Origin of the sequence: Flagellimonas meridianipacifica (assembly GCF_003001695.1) — a bacterium.
Lineage (GTDB): Bacteria > Bacteroidota > Bacteroidia > Flavobacteriales > Flavobacteriaceae > Flagellimonas > Flagellimonas meridianipacifica.
In genome coordinates, this window is record NZ_PVYX01000001.1 from 423,794 (window position 1) to 444,611 (window position 20,818).

Genomic DNA, 20,818 nt, shown 5'->3' on the forward strand with positions numbered 1-20,818 from the left:
TAAACTAAAGTTAAGGAGAGAATTATTGGAATCGAATGATACTGAAGCGAAGGAAAATTATCTAAAACGTTTTGAAATCTTTTCAAGTCATTTCATATCCACAATATCTTATGCTATTATTCTATCCTTATGGTTAATAATACTAATGTTATTCTGCAGGGTAAATGTATTTCAAGATCAATTTTTTGATTGTGAACCAATGTTTTATGTAATTAAAGTTCTAACATATAGTTTTAACTATTTGACTTATTTAATAGGTTTTAAACTAGTAATACTGCTGTTTACTATTCTTAGCAGTTTATATATAATGATATTTGATGACTTGAATCTGAATAAAGGAACTCACACTTTCTAATAACAATTGCACTCTCAATTTCACCTTCTGTTTTCCTTATTTCCATTACTCATTTATACCGAAGCACTATCTTTAACAATTAAACAAAACGTATAGAAAGAACATAACATCAACATATTGACATTGCGTTAAAGTAATTCTTGGTTCACAAAATCGCCAATTAAAGGAACTACACAGGAATAATAGATTAACGCTCACGCTATGGCGTGGGCTGTATCTATTTGTGTAGTGGGTGTTTGGCGATACCTGTGAATCGGATAGCTCTACAGTTCCACGCTTGTTGTTTTTGGTAATCCGTGTTTGGGACTGGCACACAATAAAAACCAAATGAACACGAAAACAATTACAATTTTAGCGATAATCGCAATTCTGCTTACTGCATTTATAACCAATCCAACAGAAGAAAAGCATTCTGATTTTGCTTTGAAACAAATGATTGAACTTGAGTCAAAGGAAAAAGGAAACACTTTTGGTGAAGGGCCTGCATATGGTATCGCAAAACTATTGGGATTGGTCAACGTTGACATCAAAAATTACTATTTGTTCTCAATATCTTACATGCACTCAAAAAAGAGAAGTAAAACAATCTATATTGGGTTTGGAATCTTTGGTCAAGTTTTTCCGATAGCCAGTGACCAAGACTGGAAAGAATGGGAGAAAAGAAAATAGGTATACTTATCAAGATTTAAATTTGGTTCCGTAGGTAGATTGTAATTGTAAGACTTCCAAATCTCTAAAAACTCCAATACTGACATTTTTCTTAATATTTGGAAGTAATAATCTCGGTGATTTAATATAAAATGAGGAATAGTATTTCCCAAAACAATCATAGGTTCAGGTTGACTAAAATCACAAACAATGATAACTTGACGCTTGATCTTTCATATTTATATCTAAGCACTTTCATTTCAGACCCATTTACATAAATATGTGACAAATCCTCCGTACTGATTGATTTAATTCCATTAGTTGAAAGGGTTTTCAAGTATTTAGAAAACTTTTCGTGTAAAGTAATAAAGCTGTTTGCTTTGCAATATACCCCGACAAATTTTTCCCTTAATCCGGTAGGATCATAATGTTTGATTGTTTTTTCAATATGCCTGGCAACAATACTTTTTCTAAAAGAGTCTAAGATAAAACCCTCATATATGGAAACATTCAATTTATCAGCAGTTTCAATTGCAATGTCAAGTCTTCCTTGTGAATTTCCAGATTCCGATTTTCCTTTAAAAGATTGTTCGTTTGTAATATAGCCATCTTTGATTAGCATTGGTGACAATAAGTCTTGAAAGAATGTGTTAATCTCATCTTCATTAAACCTTTCAACAAGCTTATGTCTCGTTTGTAAATATGAGAGGGCTCTTACAAAGCTACGTACTAAAGGAACGCTAATTTTCTTGGATTTATAGCCAATAAGCATTTCTTTAATTTCTGCCCTTTCCGTGCTTTTAGGACAATCAATCTGCTCCTTACTTCTGGTCAGAAACCTTTTCAAAACGTTTTTGCTAAAAAAGTAAGGATTACTACCTGAAGAACATTCCGAACAATTACATGCTATCTTTTCATCAAAATCATCAGTATTCAGCTTCAGGTCTCTATGGATTCTATCTATTTCATGACTTAGCACGCTGAACAATTGTGAGGGAGTGTCTCCCTTAATAATTAGGTTTATTTTTTTTTCAATCTTATTTAGATGAATTAAAGCTCTATTATTTTCGTCATTAAAAACCGCACCGTATCTCCAAAAGTTTGTTCCCTCTAAGTTATTATTTAGTCTACATATGAGTCTTTCAATAATACCATGAATCAAGAAAGTATATTCTATTTCATATTTCAAAGAATCACCTAGCCTAAAGTATTCCAAAATTGTTCTATCCGGCGGTGAAACTGTTAATAAGGATGGTATTATATATTTATTCCTAGACCCAATTATTTTAAAGCAAATTTCGAATTTCTCCATCATTGACAATATTCCAAGGTACGTACTCATTGGATATGTGTCCTGATCTAAATGCTCTGATAAATCCTCTACTGAGAACAGTCCTTTGTTTTCTTGTATTTTCTTGGTTTGAACAAGCTCATAAATGGCTTTAGTAATCCAATGAGGATTTAGTATAATAATGTTCTTTAACGAAATATCGTCATTAAAGTGTATAATGCCTCCTATATCTGTCAAGTATTCACTTAAGAAATGAAGGTTTTCTGGTTTATCTAGGCCACATATTTCAGCAAACTTTTCTAAATCAATATAGTCTTGGTCTAATTCCCTCAATCTTAATCTGATTATATCCCATGCACTAGGTAATTTATCCCCCATATGAGGAATTTCTGATATAGCGTTTTTGATATCATAAATTAAGTTATCAATACCTTCCTTAGTAAGGCATGATACGTAGTGAAAACTTATGATGTTGTTAAACTTTTTCAAGTACCCGTTTTCATCAATGCTTTTAATTCTTACATCGGACTTATTCATTACAACAATAACAGGACTGTTCAAACTCAATCTTTTGATTACGTTTAACCAATAGTCGAAATTCTCTTCCTCAGTGTCAGATCTAGGCTCCCAAACAAATAAGTAAATTGATCTTTTAGTTAAGAAAAATTGATGTGTGGAGTATAAAATTTCCTGTCCTCCAAAATCCCAGATATTAATTTTGACTCCTTTCTTAAAATAAAAATCATTTCTCACCGTTTTGTAAGGCTCTTCAATAATTCTTAATTCCATGTAATCGTCCATGTAATCGAATTCTGATTGCAAAAAATCGTCTGGATCATACGGATAGTAAAGGAACTTTTTCTCAGATGGGTGAAACTCTTTGAAACAAAGCATATCGAAATCTAAACTTCTTCTGTAAAAAGGTTTTTTAGCTGGAAAATATATTGACTTGGTTATAGATTTGATATTTATTCCATGAGTACTCTCTTCTTCACCTAAGGCCACTTCAGTTTTAGAATCTGAAATTGTCCTCATTAGAGTAGTTTTTCCCACATCACCTTTTCCAACTATTAATAATTTCGTTTCAAAAAGTCTCTTGCTTCGATCATCATTTGCAAGCGCATCCAGATAAAAATCTATATAATGTATGTCGTCCCTAGCAACTAATTCGTAAGGTAAATTGTCAAGAAAAGATTGTTTTCATAAAGTATGTGTGATACACCAATTTTCAACAAACTACTTGGTATGAAGTTAAATTGGTTATTGGAAATATTAATTTCTTTAAAAGAGTAAGCTCTACCTAGCATAAAGTTTAAGTCGCTAAGATTATTGTTACTTATATTTAGGTAGTGTAGATTATCTAATGAATAAATTTCGTCAGATAGGATATTGAGGTTATTATAGCTTAAGTCTAAATCCATAAGAAAGTTCAACTCCCTAATTTCGTGGGGAATTTCAACTAACTCCAGAAAACTTAAATCTAAATATCTTAGATGATTCTTTTTTGCTTCTCGAATCCTTTTTAAAGCAATTTCATAATTTTCTGATGCCATTTGTTTTTAAGTTCAATGAAATGGTAATGGACAAATAAAGGTAAGATTTGAATTACAAATTCGTTTTTATTGTTTCTTAGAAATTCAATTATTTTGACCAATTAGCGATGTTCTTTGAATTTTCGGCGGTTAGATTTCGATTTAATGCCCTGCTCCTGAAATATTCCCCCGAACAACTACTACCCCTTTGGCCTAAATCACTTCTAGTATATTTTACCGCCATGGAAGTATCTCTAAAAGGGTTGGAGGTGAAAAAATCGTTGGCCTATTTTAGGGCACAACTCAAGAAATTTGGAGAAGTAACACTAAACACCGGAATAAAGAATCTTGTTCCCTGATTCAACTAGGAATTGAACCAGATATGACTTTAAGGATTCTCTAGCTGCTTTTGCCGCTAGAAAACTTTATTTATTCAGGAAAAAGTAAGAAGCATAAGCTGTTACCACCTAAAAGAAGTATAAATTTGAATGTGTTCAAAACATTTACACATGGTGTAAAATATATTGACAATACCTAGAAGTCTTTTATTACATTTTATTATTAAAATTTTGATAATCAGCAACATATATATATGGCATGAATTTAGATCAATAAATTGGAAAAACAACGACTTTGTGCAACAGTAATTAGTTCAAAACCTAATCCGATGAAAACTTTTATAAGGACTTTTTTCAGATATCTTCTTAAGAACAAGCTTTACACATTCGTTACAATCTTTGGGTTTTCTATTGCTATTACTTTCGTGTTTTTTTTAGGCACATATTTAATTAATGAATCATCAGTTGATGGGTTTCACGTCAACGGAGATAGAATTTTCAGAATTGAACATGAGGGAACAGAATTTTCCGCCCCTATCGCTCCCATTTTATCAGAATTAGTGCCAGAAATAGAAAGTTATACGCGAACATATGACAATAAATCAATCATAAACCATATAGGTGAAGAAAAATTTGAGATTGATTTATTAGCAGTAGACAGTTCTTTTTTTGAAATTTTTTCTTACTCCATAATAGACGGACAGAATGTTCTGGAAACCAAAAGTAGCATTGTTTTAAGTGAATCATTGGCAAAAAAAATGTTTTCCAGCCGGAATCCCATAGGTGAAACCATAAGCTTGGACAACAAATTCCAATTTATCATTACAGGAATTATGTCTGACTTTCCGGAAAACACCCATCTAAAAAAAGTTGATGCGATCGTTAATATTGGGAGTATGGGAGAAATTTTAGGCATGCAAGATTTTATGGAAAATTTCGAATTTTGCTCGCTTAGTATCTATCTTTTAGAAAAACCCAATTCTGATTTGCCTTCGAAAGCAAATGAGATATTATCCTATTTTAAAAATAACTTTTGGATATATAAAGATGGTTATGCTTCAACTGTAGTTTTTACACCGTTAAAAGAAATTTATTATAGTCAGAAAGAGGGTAATTGGACTAAAAACAGTAGTAAGTTTCTAGTTTATGTTGTGGTATTAATTGTGTTTCTAATTTTACTACTATCAATTGGCAACTATATTAATCTGACCATCGCTCAGGCTTTTTTTCGTGGAAAAGAGGTGGCGATTAGAAAACTTGTTGGAAGTTCCAAAAATCAACTTTTCTTACAATTCTTAATGGAGTCCATTTTCCTTTGTGGGGCGGCAACTCTAATGTCAGTTTTATTTACAATTTTACTCTCCCCTTATGTAAACGACCGTTTAGGATTGAATTTAAGTTTAACCGATGAACTGAACATTGGAAGCATTTTGATTTTTTTCACTATTCTACTATCGATTACTTTGATCTCAGGAATTATCCCAGCAATCAAGGTATCAGGATTTAAACCTTTGGAGATTGTACGCGGGAAGTTAAGACAACGTACAAAGACGGTTTACACAAAGTATTTCATAATTTTTCAGTTTACTATCACAATCGGCTTGTTAGCAAGCTGCTGGATTATAATCAATCAGACTAAGTACTTAAAATCCAAAGATCTAGGTTTCAAATATGAGAATCTAATATGGACGGACTACCTTGGTAATCCAAATGAAAAATCAAGAATCAAGGAAGAAATAATGAAGGTCTCCGGAGTTGAGGCTATATCCATTGTATGGGGAAGTCCCATTGATGGTGGCAGCAATCAATCGTTTACTTATGAAGGAAGACCTGTAAGCTTTCAAGAAATGCGGGTAGATACCGCATTTTTTGAAGTTTTTGATATACCTGTTCAATCTAACAGTACGGCTTTTGGCAAAAAAGGAGTCTACCTCAACAATACTGCAATAAAGGAATTGGGTATTGAACGGACAGCTTCTAATGTAAATTTTGACGGGGAAAAAGTACCTATTTTGGGCTTAGTGGATGATTTTAATTTTAACCGTCTCCAACTTGGGATTAGGCCCTTGATGATAAAACAAGAAACCAAAAATTCCTATGCGAATAAAGTTTTTATCAAATTAGGCTCAAGTAAAGAAAACACTGCCAACACGATTAAGGAAATTAAAAAAGTATATGCTGGGCTTACCAACGATAATCCTTTTGAATTAATGTTTGTAAACACAACCATCCAAGAGTGGTATTTAAAGGAAGAAAGGCTATCAAAATTATTGTCATATTTTGCCTTTCTTTCAATAATCATCTCCTCACTCGGAATTCTTGCGATGTCTACGTATTTTTTAAAACAAAAAAGAAAAGAGATAAGTATTAGAAAAGTCAACGGAGCGACCATTACGGAAATCTTGGTTTCCTTTAACAAAAATTATGTCAAATGGGTATTTATCGCTTTTTTAATTATCACTCCGATTATATGGTATCTTTCCGATAGATGGTTAGAAAACTTTGCATTTAGAATTAAAAACAACTTCTCTATTTATATTTTATCATGCGTATTCACTCTTGTAATGGCACTACTGGCTGTTAGTTGGCAAAGCCTAAAGGCTGCAAAGACAAATCCAGTTCAACATTTACATGAAGATTAGACCAAGTACGAATTGATGGTCGGTAGAAAATTTTTGTAGTAATAACAAGTTTCTTTTTTCGGATTCAACCCCGCTAGAATATGTAAAATTAGAGTTAAATCTTACAAAATAGTAAGATTTTAGCGAATATATTTCCTACATTTAAAGTAGATACTACTTTCTTTATTTAAGAAGTCAAGTCGAATTATCAAGATTCGTACTAGAGAGGCGAAGCCCTGTTCCTTTTAGATTTTTCAAATTTTATCGTACTATTTGTGAATTATGCCCCAAAACATAATAGATGGATGGATGGTTTTATATGTGAAACACCACCATGAAAAAAAAATTGCTGATAAGCTTTCTAAACAAGGTATAACGCATTATCTGCCCTTAATAAAAAGAAATTATACTTCAAAAAGTGTAAAAGAAGATTACAAAACTAAACCGCTTTTTCCAACTTATATCTTCGTAAAACCCACTTCCCGCAAGGAAATCTATATTACTCTGAAGCTGAATGGAGCATTCAAGTTTCTTAAATATTGCGCTGAATATTCCAAGGTCAGCGATCAGGAGATTAGCTCAATTAGAAAAATTACCAATTCAGGTTTCATTAGAGACATTCAAATAAAGTACATAAAGCCTAAAGTTGGACAAGAGGTTCTAATTACTAAAGGACCTTTTCACGGATTGAGAGCGGAAGTAATGAAGAATAAAAACCTTTGTGAAGTTTATTTGCAAATAAAATGTCTGAACCGATACGTTAGCGTGATTGCTCCATTGAACAGCCTAAGTATTCAAAGTGTAAAAATATAAGTTTCATTAACCTTAAAAATAATCTAGATGTCTAATAAGCAAAAAGTCTTAACCAAGACTAATGTTACTACCTTCTCTATTGAATCCCAAAAAATACATATCATAGATGGCGCTTTGAATTTGGACTTAGTAAATCAATTTTTCGATTACGTTTCAAAACTTTCATTTAAAAAAAATGAAAGAGATGACTATGACGATCGTTATCCAATATTTAGTACAGATTTTAAAACTGATTTGTTCGAAAAAGAAACTGAGATTGGGAAAACCGCGAGAGGTTTTGTTACTAAGTTTTATAATGAAAAGGTATACAATCTTAATAGGTCCTATATTAATATGTCATTTTATGGAGATATGGAGTTTCCACATAGAGATTGTCAAATAAATGAAGATGACATTACGGTTCTTTATTACGTAAACAATGTTTGGGACTATCGCTGGGGAGGAGAAACTCTCTTCTATTCTGGGCGCGATACCGTAAGAGCTATATTGCCAACGCCAGGAAGATTCTTAATATTTCCAGGCAACATTGAACATACAGGTTCGGTTCCAACACGAATATGTAATGTGCCTCGATTTAGTTTGGCTATGAAGTATGTTTCCGCAAACCACCAAAACTAAACGTCCTGCTATTAATTGAAATATCCGATTCAAACAATAAGTTTTACAACATGTATCGTAAGAACTTTTTTACCTGTCTTATTATCGGGAGCGAGACAATAAGAAGTAGTATTGAGTCAGTTCTAAAAGAATCTGCATCGTTACAGTTTGTCCAAATAAGGGAAGCTCCTATATCCTTTCTAAGAAAGAAAACATTCGATTGTGCAGTGCTCTATTGGAAAAGTAATAGTCCGATTATGCTGGAATTAGCTGCAAAAATTAAAGAAAACTTTCAAGAACTTCCGCTAATTGGGATTGTAAGTCCTGAAATCAAACCAGAAACTATAAGAAAGTGCGGAGAAATAGGCGTTAACGGAATCATTAAGCGTTCTAATTTATTTACTCTGGAGGAATTTTTGAGGAATTCAATCAATCGCTTGAATTCTAAAATTACACTCAGAGAACTAGATATTCACTTAGAAAATAAGTCAACCTTACTAGTAAGGGCCTTAAGAATAATCGAAGACAACTACCTGGTTTTGATGGGGACTTCAGAAATAGCAAAGCAATTAAATATCACCGATTGTACCTTATCAAGAGAGTTCAAAAAAAATGAGCTACTAAATCCAAAAAGACTGCTTTTAAATTTTAAAGTAAAGCACTCCGTGAATTTAATGGAAAATCGGGGACTAAGCCTAAAAAATATTGCAAGACAATCTGGATTTAGCAATGAACAACGATTTAACAGCTGTTTCAAAAAAATTTATTTCTGTACACCAGGAGAGTTTAGAAAAACTCTAAAAATGGACAATAAAGAACTGACAGGAATAGAGTTCAAACAAAAAAACAGAATAAGTGTCAAAAAAAAGGAATTGAATACAGACTTAAATCAAAATACTTTTATATCAGAAAAAATTAGGAATATGAGAAAAGTGTTGCCTAAAGAGTTAAAAAAACCTTCAAGAATTGACCTGAGACATGAAGAGCAAATCGTGGGTTTTTTATGTCGGGAATACCAGGGCGGCCCTCATTGTCGCGTTAATTCTGAAAGTGGAATAAATGAAGATATTCTTTTCTAAAGAAATAAAAATGGGAAAAAGAAAAAAATTAAAGAGTTTACCAAAAGAACTAATTAAGCCAGAGAAAACAGATACATTTTTTACAACTCAAATGGTTGAGTTTATGTGCCGAGAAAATGATCACGCAACTACTTGCCGTGTTAACTATGGTATGAATGAAGAAAATGACATATTATTTTAAAAATTAAAAATCTTTAAAACCGAAAAAATGAAAAACAAGAAATTGAAAGCATTGCCTAAAGAATTGGTTAAACCAACAGAGATTGACCTCAACACTTCAGGAGATTCAGTAGAATTTTTATGTAGGGAGTTCGGTAGTGGAACCACTTGCAGAATCAACGGAGCTATTGATGAGGAAAGTGATATTTTATTTTAATTCAATAAACCTTAAATTTTAAAACATGAAAAAAGAGAGACAAATTCCAAAGTTGCCAAAGGAGTTAATTAAACCTTCAGAAATTGATACCGAGGCAAAAGGAGGCGCAGTTGAATTCCTTTGTAATGAGTTTGGTAACGGAACAACCTGCCGGATTAATCGGGGGATAGATGAAGCAGATGATATTCTTTTTTAGTATTTCAGTTACTTTAAAATGATGAATTCGATTTAATTAAGAAAAATGAGTTTTTGCTATTTTTTTAACTCAAATCTTAATCTATTTCTTTTTGCTTTCATTACGAATACCAGTCGCAGAAAATCTAATACGTTAGATTTTCTGATATTTGGAACAAGTGTTGAGTATAAACTTGCTAATTCGATAGAGAGCAAATCAGTTTTATACCGGTGATTGATTTATTCAGTCATCGGTTCCATCATATTTCAAAAACATAGCGTACCATTAGGCTACATCAACCTTTCCTAAAAGTCTTTTGGCTTAAACTTCCGGGAGACACTCTAATATTTACTACAGCCCAATAATGACTAATAAGTCGATTTTTATTGGTAAAAGCAAACTATTTGCTTTGCGCAACCTTTACAACAAGTTGATTTTAAACGACATAAAAAATGATAAAGTCAAGTTTCTACAATGTGCTAATTCCAATCGTTGAATCTGATGAATATATCCTCTACAATACAAAAAATGGGGGGTTGGAATTGTTGACTTACTCTAACGGTATTGAGTTAGAGCGCTACCATGACATAACTTCAATTGACCTCAAGAGCGAAGGAAGAAATCTACCTATGCTTGAATATTTATATTCTAAGGGCTATTTTCTTGATGCGGATATTGATGAGCGTGAAGAGTTTCATTCATTTTATTCGAAAGAAAGAAGAGATACAACAATTAAATCTCCCGGTACTATTAACCTCACTATTGGAACAACTATTCTTTGCAACATGGGGTGTCCATATTGTTTTGAATTTGTTAAGCCAAATCTAACGCTTAAGAGTGAGGAGAACATTGTCGGAATCGCCAAATATGTGAATGACATGATAGTAAAGTCTCCTGTAAAATCTTGGAAAACATTAAACGTAACATGGTACGGTGGAGAACCCTTAATTAACACTTTTGGAATTGAAAAATTAACTCCACTTCTCTTAGAACTTTGCGAGAAATACGGGATGGATTATAATTCTGATATTATTACAAATGGACTATTACTTGATTTAAAGACCTGGAACTTCTTAATCGAAAATAAAGTTCAAAACGTTCAGGTGACCATAGATGGTTCGAAAGAAACTCACAATAAAAGTAGACCACTGAAAGGAAAAAATACTGACACAAGAAAGAATTACGAGAGAATATTGGAGAATCTATCTATTATGCCAACTGGAATTAAGACAAATATTAGAATTAACGTCGATAGAAAAGTAGCGTCTAGTTTCGCGGAATTTTTCGAAGATATGGAAAGTTATGGTATATGGCCTATGAGATTTTCGGAATTCAATTTTAGTCCTTCGTGGCTTAGGGTTTATGAAGAAGCTGGAGATTATGACAGTTCTGAAGGCCTAAGTAATCCTGAATTTTTTGATGTACTACAAGACTTCCGCGCTTTAAAAATAAAATTATTCAATAAATGGGCCACAAAGAATAATATACCTCAGGCAAAGTTGAAATGGACTCTTCCATCCAAACAGCAAGATTGCGCAACCTGGGTTTCTCCTTATAGTATGGTTATCGACCCTTTAGGATACATTCACAAATGTTGGGAGACTATTCACGATAAAAAAAGAAGTGTCAATCATGTAAATTCTGGCTATAGTTTTGATGATTTCAAAGAATATTTTGACTTTGACCGATTCCAATTGCATCAAGACTGCTACGAATGTAAATACCTGCCGGTCTGTGACCAATTATCTTGTTCTCATCAAGCAATTGAAACCGGGAAACCACCATGCACATATTGGAAGGAGAGAACAATACCATTTGTTAAGGAACAATATCTAATGTTGAAAAATCATCCGGACCTCATAAGTGCTCCCATTAATCAAAAGTTTGAGAATACCGGCCATACCAATAAATAATTTTCCAATTCTTTTTAATTGTTAGGTTTATGAAAAAAACTTCAATTCAAACCTTTGTTATAGAAGAACATAATGAAGCGTTTTTCGTATGGCAATATGCCCTAGCTAATGGACTTATTAAACAAAAGCAAAATTGCTTAATTCATGTTGATGAGCATTCAGACATGGGAACTCCAAGGTTTAATATTTCTATAGACAATTTAGGTTCAGATTTATCCGATATTCATGATTTTGTATTTAAGGAGCTAAACATTGCCTCTTTTATTATACCCTCAATTTATAAAGGTTTATTCCGAAGTATTTATTGGGTTAAACAAAAACATAGAAAATCTTCAATCACTTCAAATAAAATGTATGTCAAATCCTTAAATGATTCCGGTAAGAAATTGATGTCTGGTAAGATTGAAGATATACCTAAGATTATCGAGGAGTACAGAAAGTCCAGTACAACATACAAAGAATTTGAGTATCACCTTGTTACCGAAGAAAACCTACCATCTAAAGTAAATCCGGTATTAGACATAGACTTGGACTATTTTTCCTGTACAGGAATGCCTAATCAAAACAAGGAAATAATAATTGAGATATCTGAAGATGAGTTTAATGAGTTTACAAATGACAAATACCACCGTTTGAATTATTTACCATCTAGGGTAGAAGCTAGAAAAATTGATGGAAAATATTTCTATCTCTTAAATTATTATAATGAGTTATATCCAAGTAGTCTTTTAAAAAACAAGAAGGAGATTGAAGAAAGAGTTAAAAAGTTTGTTAACACAATCTCCAAAAAAGTAGGTGAACCTCAAATAATAACTATCTGTAGATCACGATTTAGTGAATACACTCCTCCAGAGCAATGGGAATTCATTGAAAAATATCTAATAAGTTGTCTATCAGAAATTTACAATTTAGATATCCACTACATAGACGAAATCAATTTTTTTCAAAATGAAATTGCTTAGTTTTCTTTTTTGTTTTTCATCTCTTATTGTTACAGCTCAATTTGAAGCAGTTTTCTATGAGGATGTCATTACGGATACGATATATTCATTTAAAAGTGAGAATCAAGAAAAACTTAACTATGATTTGGTATTCCCGCCTTACGAATATGGTGAAAAGCATTTGCGTGGAGGATTGCATGTTAATGAGATTTTGAAAGACAAGAAAGTTTCTGCTTTATTTCCTTCAAAAAAAGCCATAGAGGACTATCGTTTGGTCTGGTCTACCTCTTTTGAGGGAAAGAGTGTTGATTTAGAAAATAGTTCTAACCTAGGGTTATTTTGTAGGTTAGAAACAAAAAATATCGAAAAATTACATTTTGTTTTGTTTTCTGATGATTCAAAGGAATGGTACTATAAAGAATTGAAAGTCCCGGAGAATGGATTTTTAACCCCAATCCAGTTTAATCTAAAAGATTTCAGTAGGGAAAATGCATTTTTCAAGGGTTCAAATTCCAACCCCACATTACTAAACAGTTTTAGTATTGTTGCTTCAACCAAAAGTAGTAACGGAAGTTTTTCTATTTACGATTTAATAATCGGAAATAAAAATCAAAAAAGACTTAAGGTAAATCATCGATTTTTCAAAGCACTACTTAATCAAGAAGAAACACTATTAAAAAAAAACGTTTATGAATTAATCGACGTAACAAATGAAATATATGACAATACGTTGATTACTGGTACTATTAATTTGGAACCCATAGAAGGGTCAAACCCAGATGAGAAAACGCTTATTTATGAAATTCTAAATCTTGCATTCGAATACTATCCATTTTATTCCGAAAAGAAAATTAAAAAGAGGGTGATAAAAATGAAATTCTCCAGCTATTGGGATACTATTAGGGATTTAGAATTGTGCGAATTAATCTCAAAGATTGATGAATTTGTTTCTAAAAACTTTAATGACGCACATTTTGGGGTAGAGTTAGCCTCAGCTTGCAAAAATGAAATGGGAAAACCTAGCAAACTAAGAGGACCGGTAAGAGGGGTTTTTATTGGTAAAGAGCTTTACGTTGGTGCAGTATTGAATGAGAAGTTCTCAAAATTGAAAATAGGTTCTAAAATCAAAGTAATAAATGGTAAAAAGGTAAGCCATATAGTTGATAGCCTTTGGAATAATTCAAAATCCGCAGAGCATCGTAGGATAAAATATATTGAGAGAGAAATTTTATCGGGTTACAAATCAGATTCTACGCATATTGTTTATGAGGATGACACCAATCTAACGGACTCATTATTCATTACCTATAATCAAAAATCAAGAATTCCAAAAGGATTTAAATTACTTAAACATTGCGAATTCAAGAAGTTTAATGATAGTATTTCCTATTTCAGCATTAAGAATTGGTATCTAGATACTTATCTCAAGTTTATGAATCATTCTCATGAACTAATTGATTCGAAGAGAATTATTCTTGATTTAAGAGGAAATGGTGGGGGAGAAGATTTATCCTCAATTAGACTATTTTCAACATTTTTAGATACTTCCTTGACTTATTCAAAAACCGTAATCAATGGTGAAGAACAACTTTTGGTGGTCAAACCAAACCCCTATTTGAGATTAAGTGACAAAAAAGTTATAATTATCGGTGATTGGTTGACTGCTTGCTCTAGTGAAAGTTTTATTATGGCGATGTTACAATTGCCTAATGTCCAATTTATTTCTACAGCCAAAACGTATGGTTCAATGGCTACACGCTATAACCTCGTGCTTCCTTCGAAAAACATTATCTACATAAATGGATTGGCAGGAAAAAATGTTTTAATGGGAGAAATCGAAGACAGTGGTATTGAGCCAACCATTAAACCGCAAATTCAAAAAGTTCGAGATTTACTCCCGTATGAAGATAAGGTTTTATCTACAGCTTTAGATCCTATGGACCACTGGTTAATTATGACCAAGAATTAAGTCAATCAAGCTCAGTTCAAAACCACCAACCATAAGTTCCCTAAAATTCTCTAAACAATAGCTCATGGAAATTAAAGTAAGCAATAATTTTCCTCGAAATAATGAGGAGCAAAAAGAACTAATAGAATCCTTTAGTACTTATTCGGAACTTTTTCACGAATGTAACTTTAATAATTACACTCTAAACTTTATCAATAGAAATCTTGATATTGACTCCTTAATCAAGAACAAGTCCAGCGCTTTAAGAAAACTCAATGTGGCTAATTACAATCTTTTGCTTTTTTGCAAAATATGTGCTGAGGAACTACAATCAACCATAAGTGTTAAAAATGGATTAAAAGAAAAATGTGATGGTTGGCTAAATATAATAAGGTCGGGAAATTCTTTCCATACTTTGTCATATGCTCAAACTATAATTGACACCTTAAATAGACATGATTTTCCCTTTATTGACAATTTATTTTCAAAGAAATACGTGGTTATAAAGAATGCTTTTGTCGGTTTGGAGAGTAAATACAAATCCTTATATAAACTTTGTATTTATCTAAATGAAAAACATTTATACGACGTATTGGAAAGAATTTTCAATATTCTTCAAGAAGATACACAATCTTTCCATTTTGTTGAACGAGTCGAAGTGGCGAAAATGCAGTTTGAACTTTCCGGTTTATCGAGCTTCAACGTTTTTCCTTTAATTTCCTTGACAGTGCATAATGATAAGAATGAATTCGCAAAAGACCTGTCTGATTTCCCCTTGATTAATAAACTTAGAAAATTGATACAAGACCTAAAGCCTGTTAATATGAACAGTGATATGGCTATAAGAATTGGAAATCACATGAATCTTTATCAGGGGTATCGCAATTACAAAAATTTTCTTCGTCTTATAAATTCTTTAGATGAAGTTTATGATCCACAATATCAATATGCATTGATAAGAAAATAGTGAAAATGAATATTGTGATAATTGATCAGGGTGTTGAAAAAAACCATCCAAAACTCAAAAATTGTGATATTGAAGGTTACTTAATTTCCGTAGATGAAGATGGATCAATCAAAATTAAGGATAATGATTGTTCTGATGATACTGGTCACGGTACTGCGATAGCAGGAATTATAAACCGAATTGATTCTTCTAGTAAAATACTATCTGTTCATATGACCTCCCTTAATGGGATAATCAATGAGAGTCTTGTTTGTTCATCATTGGAGTTCAGTATTGAAAATTTAAAACCCAATGTCATAAACTTGAGTTTAGGTATTCCTACTGAAGTACCTTCCATGAGACTAAAAAAAATATGTGAAGAAGCTTTTCAGAAAAATGTTTTTATCGTGGCTGCTGCTCATCCAAGTATTAGTCGCCCGTGTTTTCCTGCATTCTTTTCTTGTGTGTTCGGAGTAGCGAATGGTTTAGTCAAAAACAAAATGGAGTATAGATATTGTGAAGGAGCACCAATAAATATTCTAGCTTATGGCGGAGTTCAAAGGGTACTTTGGAAAGATTCAGAGTATCGGATTACTGCAGGTACAAGTTACGCCGCTGCAAGATTTACAGGAATCTTATCTCGACTAATTAACGAATGTGAAAGCAATTTGCATAAAAAAATCTATTCAATTCTGAGAAAGAATAGTTCTTCAAAAGTTATTCCTTTCAAATACAGAAAAAACCTTGATGATTTTTTGTTTCGAGAATCTAAAACTACTAGCAAATTACAAAAGGAAGTTTTTTTTAACTGCATGGAGAGTCTCCAGGAGACTAAAAAGATTGCACTTTTTCCAATTTCAGAGAAAGAAAACTCTACCATACTAAAATTCAAAAAACAAAGCAAGTTTCCAATAACCTTGCTTATGGATTATCCGAAAGTGCTAAAAAAGAGCATGTTAATTCAGAAATCCACTACTGATGTAGTTTACAGGTCAGGCACTTTAAGTGAAAATGACTTTTCCCTTTTTGATACTCTTGTTGTGGGCTATTTTCTCGAACAGGATTTTGATGCCAACATACTTTTTGGGATTAGAATCATAGAAGAGTGTGTCAAAAGAAATAAAAGCTTCATTGTATGGGATAGGTCGGTATCTAATCTTATTCAAGAAGAAATCAGAAAACAAAAAAGAAAGTATACTGGAAAGTTATTCTACCAAGGTATAAATCTCCAACAATTTCAACAGGCTTTAGAATTTTCAAATCTTCCAAAGATAAAAGTACCTGTTTTAGCTGTTGTAGGGACAGGCAGTCAGCAAGGCAAAGTTACCATACAACTCCAAATCAAATTTAGTCTTGAAGCTCTTGGCTATAATGTATCCCATTTTGCAACAGAACCTCAAGCAGTAATATTTGGAGCTCAAATGCTATTTCCCTACGGATTCAATTCTCCGGTTGAAATTTCCAATGATAAGTGGGGAAAATACATTTCACAATGTCTTAAGGGAATACAAGAAGTAAATAATCCGGATATAATTATTTCAGGAACACAGGGTGGTATGATACCGCGTAATGCCCAAATCTTAGATTCTTCTGACTATATATTATCCTCACTCAATTTCATTTCCAGCCTCAAACCCGATGCCGTTGTTTGCGCTATTAACCCAACTGATGAAATTGACTTGATTAGAAATACTATTGAGACTATTAAAATCTTCACAGGGGCAAAAACTTTGTTTTTATGCATGACTCCGTATCGTAGAAGGTTTATAAAAACAACTAATGGGGGTGTTTTAGCAAACTACGATGTAATGGATAAGTATGAAATGGAAAATCGTATGAAATGTTATTCCAAAGAATTGAAAATTCCTGTAATCGATATCATGGATAAAAACAATTATGATTTCATTGTGAATAGCATTCAAATGGCATTTTCAAATTCTTAATCGATTAAGTATAAAAAGGAAAATTATGTTTAGTAGAGAGATTACAGACTATTTAAAGTCTAAAGACATATTGGAAGAGTGTTCAAAGCCTACCAAAGATTTTTTTAATCAAAATTTTGGATTTAAGAACAGGCCAGTACTAATAAAAGATGTCGCAAATTCTTGGGACGCATTCTCCAAGTGGAATAGCTCTTTTTTCCGTAAACATTATGGGGACAAAAAAGTTGATGCTAGGGATGTTTTAAGTAAAGACAGGAAAATCAAGAAATTCACTCTTGAGGATTACCTAGCTACTGCTCTTGAAAATATAGATGGACAAGAAGGTAAGTTCCCCTATTATCTTATAGACTGCCAGATTCATCTTAATACTCCTTTAGAAAATGATTATATAGTCCCCGACTACTTTAAATGCTGGTATCGATCAATTAAATCCAGAAAAATAAGACATATCCTGTCATGGCTATATATAGGAGGAGCTAACACCTTTAGCAACGTACACATGGATATCTGGGATACTAGCGCATGGAATGCGGTAATTTCCGGACGTAAACTTTGGCTTTTTTACGATGAGTCGCAAACAGATTTATTGTACGAAGGGAAAGTAAATCCATTTTATCCAGATTACAATCGATATCCAAAACTAAAAGATGCAAGACCAGTGGTTTGTATTCAAAAACCGGGTGAAATCGTTTTTACCCCAAGCAAATGGTGGCATGCGGTTTACAACATTCAGTCTGGGATTTCACTTACTGAGAATTTTATAAATGCGACCAACATAAAAAATGTTATGGACAATTTTAAAAAAAGAAATAATATCAAGGCGATTGATTCACTAAAACAAATAGCAACAGAAAACTCATATTCTAGAGTTTAAAGTTATTAAATATGGTTAGAACCGACATTTTGCATGCTGTAAAAAGTACAATAAACTCATATTTCCCTGGAGAAGAAGACTTCGAGTTAAGTATAGGTGACAAACTTCATATTTTATTGAGTGAATCTACACAGGCACTATCCTTGATTACCTCATTAGAAGATGAGTTTGAAATTGAATTTAATGATGATGATATTGATATGGATTTTTTCCTTTCCGTTGAAGTTATTACTGAAAAAATCATGAGTAGTCTAAAACAGGACATTCGTATTTAATTCTTCAAACGCAGTTTTGACAAATCAGTAGTACATCATGAATGTAGGAGTTGATATGATAGGGTTAGAATATGTTTCACACGAAATCGATAAAGGTTCGCACTTCATTAAAAGAGTCTTTACCACGGAAGAAATAAAGTATTGTGAATCTCAAAACAATCCCGTACAGCACTATGCTGCTAGATTGGCTGGTAAAGAGGCTGTGATGAAAGCTTTAGGGACTGGATGGGGCAAGGGTGTTAAATGGAATGATATTGAAGTTTTAAGACTTATAAATGGCAATCCATATGTCCGTCTCCATGGTAAAACTAAGAAGATTTTTGAAAATTCTGGATACAGTAAAATCGCGATTACTTTAACACATTACGGACAAACCGCACTAGCCTTTGTGATTTTCTTCGATTAATCTAATCAGTTTTCACAACCTTTTGTAATCAAACGAAGAGTGACAAAAAGTATGTTTTTTTTCTTTCTTAACTATTTGAGACCAAATGCTATTAAAGGAATTTTTGCCTCATTGTTACTAATTATCACAAGTTTACTATCACTAGCTACACCTTACGTCCTTAAAATCATAATTGATGATATTTTTCCATCTGGGAATTACAGGGATTTAATGAACATCCTAATGCTTCTTCTGGGAATATACATCATTAGGATTTTAGGTAACCTTTTGTTCGAGGTGTTGTTTACCAGAATTAATCAAGAGACCATTAATGATATTAGAATAGATTTGTTCTCAAGCTTGTTGAGAGAAAAATTAGGCAAACTAAAAAAAAAGAGGATTGGAGAACTCGTTTTTTTGCTTAAAGATGATGTTGAGACGATTCAAGATGGGGTTTCATCTTTTGGACTTAAAATAGTTAACAATGGTATTACCATTATTGGCATACTTATCATGCTTTTTGTTTTGAATTACAAGCTTACTTTTCTTAGCCTTTTTGTTCTACCCTTCATATTTATATCCACGAAAACTTTCTTACCTGAAATTCGAAAATCTTTTAAAAAACTACAAGCTAAAGACTCAGAATTACATGATTTTTACTTTGAAAGGATTAAGAATATTAGAGTAATAAAAAGCTTCAACACATACATACGTGAAAAGAAAAATGCAACTAGGTTACAACGAGAGCTTATTCACTATTATGTAAGAATCTCCTTAATCAAAGGAGGCAGTAATCATCTAACAGGTTTTTTGATAGCCATTGGACCGTTAATAGTTCTCTTGTATGGAGGTAAACAGGTCTTTGAAGGTTTAATGTCTTTGGGAGCATTAGTGGCATTTTTGCAATACTTGAACAAATTGTATAATCCAATGTTGAATTTAATTAATAGTTATAATGAATTGGAAAGGGCAAAAGTATCAATGGCAAGAGTATATGAACATTTTCAAGATAATATCATAACTCCTTCAAGTTTTTCAAATCCAAAAGAATTTGAAAGTCTATTTCTTAAGAATGTAAGTATAAGTTATAATAACAAACATGTTTTTGAAGAAGTAAATCTTGGGTTTCAAAGGGGAAATGTCTATGGCATAATTGGAGCAAGTGGGTCAGGAAAAACATCTTTGATTGACCTGATTTGTGGATTTCTAGAACCATGTAAAGGCACAGTTCTTATGAACAATGTGCAGGGGATAAGAAACATATCAAACTGGAACCAGTTTTACGCTCTAATCGAAAAAGAAAACCAGATATTTTCCGGCGATGTGATAACAAACATAAAATATGGAATTACGAAAACAAATCCTCAAGAAATCAAGAATGCTATTGGGCTTTCAGGACTTTTTGAAGTAATAAATAATCTCGAACACAAAGAACATACTGTTCTAACAAACAATGCCTCTATATTGTCAGATGGTCAAAAACAAAGAATATCTTTCTCTAGAGCTTTTCTAAAGAAACCCCCAATTTTAATTATTGATGAAGCCACCTCTTCCCTTGATAGTAAAACAGAAGAACTTCTTTTTGAAAATATAAGGAGAGAGTTAAAAGAATCTTTAATAATCTTCATCACTCATAGGACCGCCTCATTGAAATACTGCGACAAGATTTATGAGATAACCGACAGAAAAATCAATCTGGTTTAAAACAGCACATTAATCATAACTTCTTTGGCAAATGCTTTTCTCTATTAAAGAGATAACGAACAAA

General features: G+C 32.4%; 20 protein-coding genes. 18 read left to right on the forward strand and 2 right to left on the reverse strand.

The window, feature by feature from the left end; genetic code table 11:
- The first annotated feature begins 682 nt into the window (after positions 1-682).
- A complete protein-coding gene (locus tag CLV81_RS01825) occupies positions 683-1,024 on the forward strand; it encodes a hypothetical protein (RefSeq protein ID WP_146129807.1) in 342 nt (113 codons plus the stop codon).
- Positions 1,025-1,181: 157 nt separating this feature from the next.
- Here the strand turns inward: CLV81_RS01825 and CLV81_RS01830 are convergent, their stop codons facing one another.
- Positions 1,182-3,329, reverse strand: coding sequence for a COR domain-containing protein (locus CLV81_RS01830; RefSeq protein ID WP_146129808.1), 2,148 nt, complete (start codon positions 3,327-3,329; stop codon positions 1,182-1,184).
- 128 nt (positions 3,330-3,457) lie between these two features.
- Positions 3,458-3,847 (reverse strand): leucine-rich repeat domain-containing protein, encoded by a 390-nt coding sequence (locus CLV81_RS01835; protein ID WP_106143362.1) that lies wholly within the window; start codon positions 3,845-3,847, stop codon positions 3,458-3,460.
- Between the two features lie 107 nt (positions 3,848-3,954).
- Here CLV81_RS01835 and CLV81_RS01840 point away from each other — a divergent pair, with 107 nt between their 5' ends.
- From CLV81_RS01840 to CLV81_RS01910, 17 genes are all read left to right on the forward strand, one after another.
- Positions 3,955-4,185: a hypothetical protein gene (locus tag CLV81_RS01840; protein WP_106143363.1), complete on the forward strand. Its 231-nt coding sequence runs from the start codon at positions 3,955-3,957 to the stop codon at positions 4,183-4,185.
- A gap of 257 nt (positions 4,186-4,442) precedes the next feature.
- Positions 4,443-6,806, forward strand: a complete 2,364-nt coding sequence (locus tag CLV81_RS01845) for an ABC transporter permease (protein ID WP_146129809.1) — start codon at positions 4,443-4,445, stop codon at positions 6,804-6,806.
- Between the two features lie 261 nt (positions 6,807-7,067).
- Positions 7,068-7,598, forward strand: a complete 531-nt coding sequence (locus CLV81_RS01850; protein ID WP_106143365.1) for a UpxY family transcription antiterminator — start codon at positions 7,068-7,070, stop codon at positions 7,596-7,598.
- A gap of 27 nt (positions 7,599-7,625) precedes the next feature.
- Positions 7,626-8,216 (forward strand): FlmC family 2OG-Fe(II) oxygenase, encoded by a 591-nt coding sequence (gene flmC, locus CLV81_RS01855; RefSeq protein ID WP_106143366.1) that lies wholly within the window; start codon positions 7,626-7,628, stop codon positions 8,214-8,216.
- 50 nt (positions 8,217-8,266) lie between these two features.
- Entirely contained in the window at positions 8,267-9,274 is a 1,008-nt protein-coding gene (flmA, locus tag CLV81_RS01860; RefSeq protein ID WP_106143367.1) for a FlmA family RiPP peptide, read from the forward strand.
- 10 nt (positions 9,275-9,284) lie between these two features.
- Entirely contained in the window at positions 9,285-9,455 is a 171-nt protein-coding gene (gene flmA, locus CLV81_RS20490) for a FlmA family RiPP peptide (protein WP_158259055.1), read from the forward strand.
- 27 nt (positions 9,456-9,482) lie between these two features.
- Complete coding sequence (gene flmA, locus CLV81_RS20495) at positions 9,483-9,650, forward strand: FlmA family RiPP peptide (protein ID WP_158259056.1); 168 nt, start codon at positions 9,483-9,485, stop codon at positions 9,648-9,650.
- Between the two features lie 25 nt (positions 9,651-9,675).
- Positions 9,676-9,846 carry a FlmA family RiPP peptide gene (gene flmA / locus CLV81_RS20500; protein ID WP_158259057.1) on the forward strand — a complete coding sequence of 57 codons (171 nt, stop codon included), beginning with the start codon at positions 9,676-9,678 and terminating at the stop codon, positions 9,844-9,846.
- A 431-nt stretch (positions 9,847-10,277) separates the two neighbouring features.
- Entirely contained in the window at positions 10,278-11,738 is a 1,461-nt protein-coding gene (locus CLV81_RS01870) for a FlmE/OhkG family radical SAM/SPASM peptide maturase (RefSeq protein WP_106143369.1), read from the forward strand.
- A 29-nt stretch (positions 11,739-11,767) separates the two neighbouring features.
- Positions 11,768-12,700 (forward strand): peptide arginase, FlmR/OhkR family, encoded by a 933-nt coding sequence (locus CLV81_RS01875; protein WP_106143370.1) that lies wholly within the window; start codon positions 11,768-11,770, stop codon positions 12,698-12,700.
- The gene (locus CLV81_RS01880) at positions 12,687-14,648 is read left to right on the forward strand and encodes a S41 family peptidase (RefSeq protein WP_106143371.1); all 1,962 of its coding nucleotides are present in this window, start codon (positions 12,687-12,689) and stop codon (positions 14,646-14,648) included. Before CLV81_RS01875 ends, CLV81_RS01880 begins: the two co-directional genes overlap by 14 nt.
- 64 nt (positions 14,649-14,712) lie before the next feature.
- A complete protein-coding gene (locus CLV81_RS01885) occupies positions 14,713-15,594 on the forward strand; it encodes a hypothetical protein (protein ID WP_106143372.1) in 882 nt (293 codons plus the stop codon).
- Between the two features lie 5 nt (positions 15,595-15,599).
- Positions 15,600-17,516, forward strand: coding sequence for a S8 family serine peptidase (locus tag CLV81_RS01890; RefSeq protein ID WP_106143373.1), 1,917 nt, complete (start codon positions 15,600-15,602; stop codon positions 17,514-17,516).
- 25 nt (positions 17,517-17,541) lie between these two features.
- Positions 17,542-18,390: a cupin-like domain-containing protein gene (locus tag CLV81_RS01895; RefSeq protein WP_106143374.1), complete on the forward strand. Its 849-nt coding sequence runs from the start codon at positions 17,542-17,544 to the stop codon at positions 18,388-18,390.
- An 11-nt stretch (positions 18,391-18,401) separates the two neighbouring features.
- Complete coding sequence (locus CLV81_RS01900) at positions 18,402-18,665, forward strand: hypothetical protein (protein WP_106143375.1); 264 nt, start codon at positions 18,402-18,404, stop codon at positions 18,663-18,665.
- A 37-nt stretch (positions 18,666-18,702) separates the two neighbouring features.
- Positions 18,703-19,071, forward strand: a complete 369-nt coding sequence (gene acpS / locus CLV81_RS01905) for a holo-ACP synthase (protein ID WP_106143376.1) — start codon at positions 18,703-18,705, stop codon at positions 19,069-19,071.
- Positions 19,072-19,146: 75 nt separating this feature from the next.
- Complete coding sequence (locus CLV81_RS01910; RefSeq protein ID WP_158259058.1) at positions 19,147-20,754, forward strand: ABC transporter ATP-binding protein; 1,608 nt, start codon at positions 19,147-19,149, stop codon at positions 20,752-20,754.
- Positions 20,755-20,818 lie beyond the last annotated feature (64 nt).